The following is a 7,767-nucleotide window of genomic DNA, read 5'->3' as shown; positions in this document are numbered from 1 at the left end:
CCGACGAAACCCTTCCGCGAGGCTGTCGTTGTGCTTAACTGAAGGGCATTGGGGCTAGGCGGGACAGCACGAGCCACTGCTCCAGCGACGCTGCGACCTCGGCGAGCATCCCCCGGACGTAGGTGCCCAGCGTGTCCCCGATGCGGACGGTGACGCGGTCGCGGGTCGCGTCCCACGCCCAGTCGCTTCGGGTCAGCGGGTCGGGGCCGATCCAGAGGAGTCCGAGCCACCGGGCCGGCGCTCCCGATGCGGCCACGGCACCGAGTTCGGCCTGGGCGGCGTAGTAGTGCGGGTCGTCGATCAGGTCGGCGTCGCGGAACCCGGCCGCGGTGACGCCGGCCCACAGGAACCGGCCCTTGGCCTGCGCGTCCGAGTCGTCGGACTCGCGGAGCAGGTCCGCCAGCACCAGCCGAGCCGTGTCGTCGGCCGGGTCGGCGAGGCACGCGGCCCAGAGGTGGGAGTGGTCACTCACCGGTCGCCTCGCTCCGGACCAGGGGTGAGCCTCTCGACCTTGTCGAGCCCGTCGTGGAGTCCGTAATGGCAAGTTACTGAAAAGCCCCCAGACCCGTCCCGGGCGGGGAGTTTGGGGAAAGGGAGAGGGCCGGAGGGGGGCGTCCTTCGGGGTTACTGATTGCCCCGGGCGGGGAGCCCCCTTGTCTTCCTCTTCCGTAACTTCCGCCGGCCCGTGGCCGACCGTTCGTTCCCGGGCCGCGGCCGGTACACGCCCCCCGGAGCGTGCCGGGGTGCGGCCCACCTCCCCGTCCCTCCTCCCTCCAAAGTCCAGAGTGCGGTACGCGGGTGTGGGCCGCGGGCCGGGAGAACACCCTGGTGGTGGCCGCCGCCTCGTCGGCGGCCGAGGTCACGTACTTCCCGACCACCGCGGCGGCGGCACCACTGACCCGGGTGGAGCAACTGCGCGCCTCGGCGTCCTTCGGGAACACCTCGTCGGCAAGTGGCGTCGCCGAGACCCGAGCTTCGAGCTTCGGCCAGCGGCCCGCCCGCCAGTTCGCACCGGAGGCGGCGCGGGCGCGGCAGCCGTCACCCGAGTCCTTCGAGCGGCCCGCACCGGGCCGCGATCTCGGCCGCGAGCACCCGCAGGAACTGGTCCAGCCCCTTCATGTCACCGCGGACCAGTCCGAGTTTCGATGCGTCCCGGAACCGCAGCTCGTACCCCCGGTTCGAGGTGCCCATCATCATGTCCGCCAGCGCGTTCTCCAGGGGCCCCACGTAGGTCGAGTGCAGCGGCTCGACCGCGACGATGTCGCTGACCCGGTGCGTCACGATCCGCCGCGTCAGGAGCCTGCGGGCCCTGAGGACCCCGCCGTCCAGTTCCACCCACTGGACGCTCGACGACATCGCCCACGCCATGACGGCCGCGAACCCGACCGCCCCCGGCGCGAGGTACGTGCTCACGTTGGCTGGTGCGAAGACGACGAGAAAGACGGCAACGGCCAGGGGGCCGAGGAGGAACAGCGCGGAGCAGCCCGCCGCCAGGACGACGAAGACGGGGCGCAACGCGGCCCGCTGATCCGCCGTGAGCCGGGCCCTCCACGCGGCGACGGACTCGCCTTCGGCCCGCCCGAGTGGTGCGGGGGCGGGGAACGCCCGGTCGCACGCCCGGATGACGGCGTTCAGATAGGATTGCCGCTGATAGCGGCTCGACGGCTTCCGGCGGGGCTCCTCTTTCTTCGTGGCCTCCCGCCTTCGGTCCTGGCTCGGGTAGCGGGGGGTCCGCCGCTCCTCGGCCCGCTTGAGTCGGACCTCCTGAACGGCGCGTCGGGGCGAGAACAAGTAGTCGTCCGGGTCGTCGGTGAAGAACTCCGCCAGTAACTGCCTCGCCTGTGGCCCCAGCGGCACGTCCCGGGCGTGCCCCTTGTGTGACATCTTGTGGTGCCGCGGGCGGTAGACCCAGGCGGACCCGGCTGTCTCGATCTGCGACCGGGTAATCCGCATGACCTCGCCGGGGCGGCAGCCGGTCAGCAGTTGCAGCCGCACGAGCCCGGCGACGTGGCGGTTCAGAAACGGGAGCGTCGCCTCGACCACCGCTTCAGGGACCGGGGTGCGGGGCGTCGCCTCGCCCGCCCGTGTCGCCCCCCGCCGCAGGGGCAACACCAGGTCCAGCGCCCGGTGGACGTCCGGCCCGACCAGTTCCTCGCCGACCGCCCACCGGAAGATGTGGACGACCCGCTTGGTCTGGCGGTTCACCGTCGCCCGTCCCCAGCCCTGTTCGACGAACCGCTCGGGGACCGCCTTCAGCGCCAGCGGCCCGAAGTCGGCGGCGAGGACGTCGGGGTAGAGTTCGCGGACGTGCCGGATCGCGGTCTTGAAGTGCCGAAGTTCGGACGAGGGGTTTTCAGTATCTTCCCCGGCGTACTGCCGCTGGGCGTACAGGAGGAACGCGACCAGCACGTCGGCCAGGTACGGCGATTGCCCCCCGGCCACCGCGAGGGGCTGGACCTGGAGTTCGGTCACCAACCGGGCGTAGGCCGCCTTGGACTCGGGCGAGTCGTAGGGGCCGGGAAGCGTCTTGGACCTGCGGCGGCCCAGGGCGTCGGTCCAGCAAACCTGGGCCTGGCCGCTGGCCATGTGTCGCGTGTACCGGGGAATCACGTTCTTGGGGCGTGCCACCACCAGACTCCTGAAAGGAGAACCGAGGGGCGGATTTTACAGTAACTACTGTAAAACCTGCAAATCTCGGCGGGTGATGGCGTGTCGTGATCGGTCGAGGAAGTGCTTCGTCGCCTAGCACTTGAGCAGAGTGGGCGATACAGGATTTGAACCTGTGACTTCGTCCGTGTGAAAAGCCGCTCGCAGTCTCTCTTCGATCGCTTCAACCGCCTGAAATACGAGGCGATGGTGCGAGTCTACACGCCCCGCGAGGGTGTTGCAAGGCGTTGCGAAACGGCGCAACGAAGCGCCTGTTTTCTCCGTAGTTCGGCCTCGCGATGCTCTCACCCTTCCGTAGTGAATCACGACCTGTTAGTGCCCATCAACCACGACGCATGCTGCGGTTTAGCGACAGCCCCCTCGCTAACAATCGACTCGATCATTGGGACGGACATCGTGACCGACACCATCCCTCGGGACAGGTGAATACGAGTTGTCACTTTTGGAGTCACTGCTGTCGCTCGCCCGGGAGCCCCCGTCCCGTCTCGATCGGTTCACCCGTTCGAGCCAGAATGGCGACACCGTTCCACGCCCTCTGCCCGTGCCAGATCGCGTGGTAGCCCGCCTCCCGGAGTGCGTCGGCGGGAAACTTCTCCTGCGGAGTCTTGAGCTCCTGGAGACACGCGACATCGGGCCACGACACGGCACCGACCCGCTTCGCCGCCGGCAGCGTGTGGAACAGGATCGCGACCACCGTGTACAGCCCGAACAGGCACGGGGCGGCCCGCAGGACCGTACTGCGGCAACGCCCCCGGGTCGTCTCCGGCCCGAGGGCCGACCGGGCTTCCTGGAAGGTGGTCTCGATCGACCAGCGGCCGCAGTAGGTCCCGACCACCGCGTCGGGGCTCAGCCCGACGTCGGTGGTGAACAGGTACTCGTCGCGGTCGGTGCCGGTGGCGTCCTTGACGAACACCCACCGGACCGGGACCAGCCCGCGCCCGCCCTTGTACCAGTGCCCGGTCCCACTCGCCGCCTCGACCCGCCGGGTCCCGCCCCCGTACCACACGACCGTGAGCTTAATGCGGGGCGCGGTCTCCGCCGCCTGCCGGGGCTTTGGCACCCGGTCGCCCTTCACCCGCGGGCGGCCGTTGCCCGAGTACGGCGGGGGCGGGGCGAACAGGTTGGCGTCCGGGCACAACTTGCTCACCAGGGTGAGCCGGTCGCGGTGGCGGTGGCAGAACCGGGCCACCTCGTGCGTCCCGTAACCGTTGCGTTCGGTCGGCAAGTCGAGGTGTGAAGTTCAGTGACTGGCGGGGAAGTGTTGTTTGGCCCAGACATCGGGCAGCAGATAGGTCACGTTAGCTGGCCTCGCAGCCAACTGCGTGAGCACATCGGTGAGGTACATCCACGGATTCAACTCCTGACGCTTCGCACTGGCACACAGGCTCATCAGCACCGCCGCACTCACAAGGCCACCATCGCCACTTATGAACAGCCAATTTTTCCGACTGGCTGCCAGCGGTCGCAAGGCGCGTTCGATTACGTTGTTGTCGATCGCGAACCTCGAATCGACGAGGTAACGGCCCAGCGTCGGCCACTGGTCCGTGTTCGAGACGTGTCGTCGCCAGACGCATTCCGTGGTGGATCACGTCAGTCACGCGTTGCGATGGTTCGGCAACCGGCTACTATCTCGCCCCGTGCTACTGCCAAGGCGCTAAACAAGTACGAGCCGGGTGCGCTACCGAAGACGCCGCTGGGCGGGGCCATCGGGTACGCGACGAACAACTGGGCGGCGTTGAAGGGATACCTCGAAGAGGGCTTCCTGGCCCTGGACAATAACCTGAGCGAGCGGACGCTTCGTGCCGTCGCACTGGGCCGGAACAATTGGGGCGTGATCGGCAGCGAAGTGGGCGGGCGGACGGCGGCGGTGTTGTACTCGGTGGTGGGCACGTGCAAGCACCTCTTGATCGACCCGTTCGCGTACCAGCGTGACACCCTGCCGGGGCTGTTCGCGTTGGGCGAGAAGCCTACGACGGAGCAGTTGTTGGATTGGCTCCCGGATCGCTGGTTGTTGTATCAAACGCGGAACACATCCAACGCGACCGCGACGGCGGGGTAAGCCCCCACCAATCAACACGCTTCGAACCTGCTGACGCACCGCGCTCAGCAGGCCGCAATCGTTTCCACAAAAGCTCTCCCACACATTTTCGACAACGTGATTCGCCGGCCCGGTACGGTGAATCCTCCGACCGCCCTCGCCCATCTATCCGATTGCGGTGAGCGCGTCGGCCCCGCGGTGGGGACGGGCAACCGGGCCCGCCCTGCCGCCTGAGCATGGCGAATGTCCCTTCCGCATTCCGCCCGTCATCACCAGCCGCCCCTTCCGACTCGATACCCGGAACCAATTCGGGTCGAACAGCACCGGCTCGCCACGGTCGCTGAGGAGCCGGAACCAGTCGGCCTCGATCCCGAGCACCTCGTACACCCTGCCCTCGGACAGCGACGGGTGCGGCGGGCCATCTGAGTCCACGGGTGACTGAAACAAAACCTTCATGTCGCCCATCTTCCCACCGCCGGTACGCCGGGTCCAGTGCGACGGTCCGAACAGCCGTTCCGGGAGGAACCCCGATGCCGCCTTTGCCACTCACGACCGTATTCGATGGCCTGACCGACCCACGCCGCGAGACCGAGAACAAACTCCACCGCCTGACCGATGTCCTGGCCATCACCACGTGTGCGGTCATCGGCGGGGCCGAGACGTGGGAGGCCATCGCCGAGTACGGGCGGACCAAGGCCGACTTCTTCCGCCGGTTCCTCACCTTGGAGAATGGTATCCCGAGTGCCGACACGTTCGGCCGGGTGTTCGCCAGGCTGGCACCGGGAGCATTCGCCCAGGCGTTTGGCCGCTGGATGGCGACGGCGTGTGAGGCCACCGGGCTGGTGCCCATTGCCATCGACGGGAAGTCGGCTCGGGGGGCCAAGCGGAACACGGCCACCGGGTGCGTTCACGTGGTCACCGCTTGGGCCACCGAGAATCGCCTGGCCCTCGGCCAGGTCGCCGTCCCGGACGGGTCGAACGAGATTGGGGCCATTCCCGACCTGTTGCGGGTGCTGGATTTCTCCGGGGCGATCGTGACGATCGATGCGGCCGGGTGCCAGACCGAGAACGCTCGGCTCATCCGGTCCCAGGGCGGGCACTACCTGCTGGCCGTGAAGGACAACCAGCCGACCCTCCGGGCGGCCGTCGAGCGAGTGGTCGAGGCGGCGTGCGAGGCCGAGTTGGTCGGCATGGAGGGGGACGAGCAGGTGGACGACGCCCACGGTCGGCACGAGGAGCGGTACGTGGGCGTGTTCAAGAACACCGAGGGCATCCCGGCCGAGTGGCCGGACGTGGCGGCGGTCGTGCAGGTGAACCGGGAGCGAGAGGTGGGCGGGGTGCGGACCTGCACCAGCCACTACTACCTGAACCTCGGGATCGTTCGGCGGGTCGCGGTGTCGCTCCTCGAGCGGGCCGACACGAAGGGGAGCATCCAGACCCGCCGGATGAAGGCCGCCTGGGACGACGATTACATGCTCAAGGTGCTACAGGAAATCGGGGCCAAGTAGTGCGCCTGCCCTGGAGGGTGAGGTACGTATCGTTGGTCATGTCGGGCTCCGCGTGGGGTCACCAGTCGCGGAGCCCACCCTACCTGAAGTCGGGGGCCGAGTTCAAATCGGTCGCGCCGCGGGGACCGGCCCCGCCCGGCGCGGGGGAAGTTACTGATTACCGGCGGGCCGACCCTCCCTTCTGCCGAGTGCGAACGGGTCCCGATCTGAAGGTCAAAGAGCTGGAGCGACGTAGCGCCGAACACGGCAGCCGGTAGGGCTTACGCATCATGAAGTGGCGTAGCCGGCATGAGTCGTTCTGTCATTCCCCTCGCAGTACCAGATCAACTACCCAGCAGCCGCGGACGTGGGGACCGGGTCCGCGACAGTGGCTCAGGATGACGTCGCTGTCGCACCCGGCGTCCTGGAGCGCGTCCGCCAAAAAGGGCATCGCGCCGAACTCTCGCGACTCGTAGATTTGCCGGGCCAACGCAACGGCGGTGTCGGTCCGCCACTCCGGGGAGAAGGAGGCGGGGCGGAACGGGTTGCCGAAGATGTCCCGAAGAATATCCGTCTTCTTCACGTTGAACGCCTTCCGTTTCGCATCAGCGTCACCGTATTCGTCGAGCGCGGGGTGGTGGTGAGCGATTCCCCGCATCACAACAGCCGCGGCGTATTCGATAGAGCGAAGGGCGGCCCCGTGACCGCATGGGAGCCTCACCGGGAACCAAGCCGCTCGGTCGGGAGACGATGCCGCAAGCTGGCGGCACGCCAATGCCAACGCTTCCTCCGGCGCGGCTCTATCGGCGAACAACTCGGCCACCGCGAGGGCCTCTTCGGCTTCCGGTCCTTCGTCCTCAATCAGGAAGCCCACCAAGCGGCACAGTGCCACCGCATACAACCGAAACCTGCGGTCGTTTCCCGCACGCGGGACCCTGCTCAGCATCCGCACCGAGTCTGTGCGGCAGGCCAGCCACTCCCCTTCGGTCATGGGCCACCCCGATGATGGGTGCAACCCGATGATAGGCGATGCCGCTGGGCGGGGTAGATCGGCGGGAGCAGCGGAGGCCGCGGTATGCCGAACCCGGACGTGTCGATCGCCCGCCACTTCGCCGGCCTGCCCGACCCGCGGATCGACCGGACCAGGAAGCACGCCCTCGGCGACATCCTGGCGATTGACTTGTCTGCGGTCATCAGCGGTGCCGACTCGTGGGAGAAGGTCGAGGCGTTCGGCGAGGCCAAGGGGGACCGGCTCAAGCGGTTTCTATCGCTCCCGAACGGCATCCCGAGCCACGACACCTGCGGTCGGGTGTTCGCCCGGCTCGACCCGCAGGCGTTCGGGCGGTGTGTCGCCGGGTGGATGGCCGAACTGTGCAAGGCGGCCGGGCTGAGGCACATCGCCGTAGACGGGAGTGTGGTGCGGTCGGCCTCGACCGTAGAGCTGAACACTTCCACTGTTCCCGTGTGCGTTGAAATACCCCTCCCGGATCCAGCCGAATGACAACTACGCCAAAACCCCTCGACTAGGCTCTGTCTGGTGAACCGCAAGTCGTTGTGGCAGCCTCTAATCGGTTA

General features: G+C 67.8%; 6 protein-coding genes and 2 pseudogenes. 3 read left to right on the top strand and 5 right to left on the bottom strand.

Annotated elements, in window-relative coordinates:
- Positions 1 to 34 precede the first annotated feature (34 nt).
- The 4 genes and pseudogenes from ACTIGN_RS14340 to ACTIGN_RS14325 form a co-directional block, all read right to left on the bottom strand.
- Positions 35 to 472: a TIGR02996 domain-containing protein gene (locus tag ACTIGN_RS14340; protein ID WP_439624934.1), complete on the bottom strand. Its 438-nt coding sequence runs from the start codon at positions 470 to 472 to the stop codon at positions 35 to 37.
- Positions 473 to 1,038: 566 nt separating this feature from the next.
- On the bottom strand, positions 1,039 to 2,628 hold the full coding sequence (locus tag ACTIGN_RS14335; RefSeq protein WP_439624932.1) for a tyrosine-type recombinase/integrase: 1,590 nt from the start codon (positions 2,626 to 2,628) through the stop codon (positions 1,039 to 1,041).
- A 499-nt stretch (positions 2,629 to 3,127) separates the two neighbouring features.
- Positions 3,128 to 3,361, bottom strand: a pseudogene (locus ACTIGN_RS14330) (exodeoxyribonuclease III); the annotation flags it as partial.
- Between the two features lie 546 nt (positions 3,362 to 3,907).
- Positions 3,908 to 4,198: pseudogene (locus tag ACTIGN_RS14325) on the bottom strand (IS66 family transposase); the annotation flags it as partial.
- A 24-nt stretch (positions 4,199 to 4,222) separates the two neighbouring features.
- Here ACTIGN_RS14325 and ACTIGN_RS14320 point away from each other — a divergent pair.
- Both ACTIGN_RS14320 and ACTIGN_RS14315 read left to right on the top strand, forming a co-directional pair.
- Positions 4,223 to 4,726, top strand: a complete 504-nt coding sequence (locus tag ACTIGN_RS14320; RefSeq protein WP_439624930.1) for an IS66 family transposase — start codon at positions 4,223 to 4,225, stop codon at positions 4,724 to 4,726.
- A gap of 509 nt (positions 4,727 to 5,235) precedes the next feature.
- A complete protein-coding gene (locus tag ACTIGN_RS14315) occupies positions 5,236 to 6,213 on the top strand; it encodes an ISAs1 family transposase (RefSeq protein WP_439624928.1) in 978 nt (325 codons plus the stop codon).
- A 301-nt stretch (positions 6,214 to 6,514) separates the two neighbouring features.
- Here the strand turns inward: ACTIGN_RS14315 and ACTIGN_RS14310 are convergent, their stop codons facing one another.
- Positions 6,515 to 7,183: a hypothetical protein gene (locus tag ACTIGN_RS14310; protein WP_439624926.1), complete on the bottom strand. Its 669-nt coding sequence runs from the start codon at positions 7,181 to 7,183 to the stop codon at positions 6,515 to 6,517.
- An 84-nt stretch (positions 7,184 to 7,267) separates the two neighbouring features.
- Here ACTIGN_RS14310 and ACTIGN_RS14305 point away from each other — a divergent pair, with 84 nt between their 5' ends.
- Positions 7,268 to 7,693 carry an ISAs1 family transposase gene (locus ACTIGN_RS14305; RefSeq protein WP_439624924.1) on the top strand — a complete coding sequence of 142 codons (426 nt, stop codon included), beginning with the start codon at positions 7,268 to 7,270 and terminating at the stop codon, positions 7,691 to 7,693.
- Positions 7,694 to 7,767: the final 74 nt, after the last annotated feature.

This window comes from Gemmata sp., assembly GCF_051859125.1.
Classification (GTDB): Bacteria; Planctomycetota; Planctomycetia; order Gemmatales; family Gemmataceae; genus Gemmata.
Note: the sequence above shows the minus strand (reverse complement) of the source record. Positions and strands in the feature narration are given on the sequence as shown.

Excerpts from the sequence above, each read along its gene's own strand:
- ACTIGN_RS14310 (WP_439624926.1), bottom strand. The coding sequence starts at position 7,183 with ATGACCGAAGGGGAGTGGCTGGCCTGCCGCACAGACTCGGTGCGGATG.
- ACTIGN_RS14305 (WP_439624924.1), top strand. The coding sequence starts at position 7,268 with ATGCCGAACCCGGACGTGTCGATCGCCCGCCACTTCGCCGGCCTGCCC.
- ACTIGN_RS14315 (WP_439624928.1), top strand. The coding sequence starts at position 5,236 with ATGCCGCCTTTGCCACTCACGACCGTATTCGATGGCCTGACCGACCCA.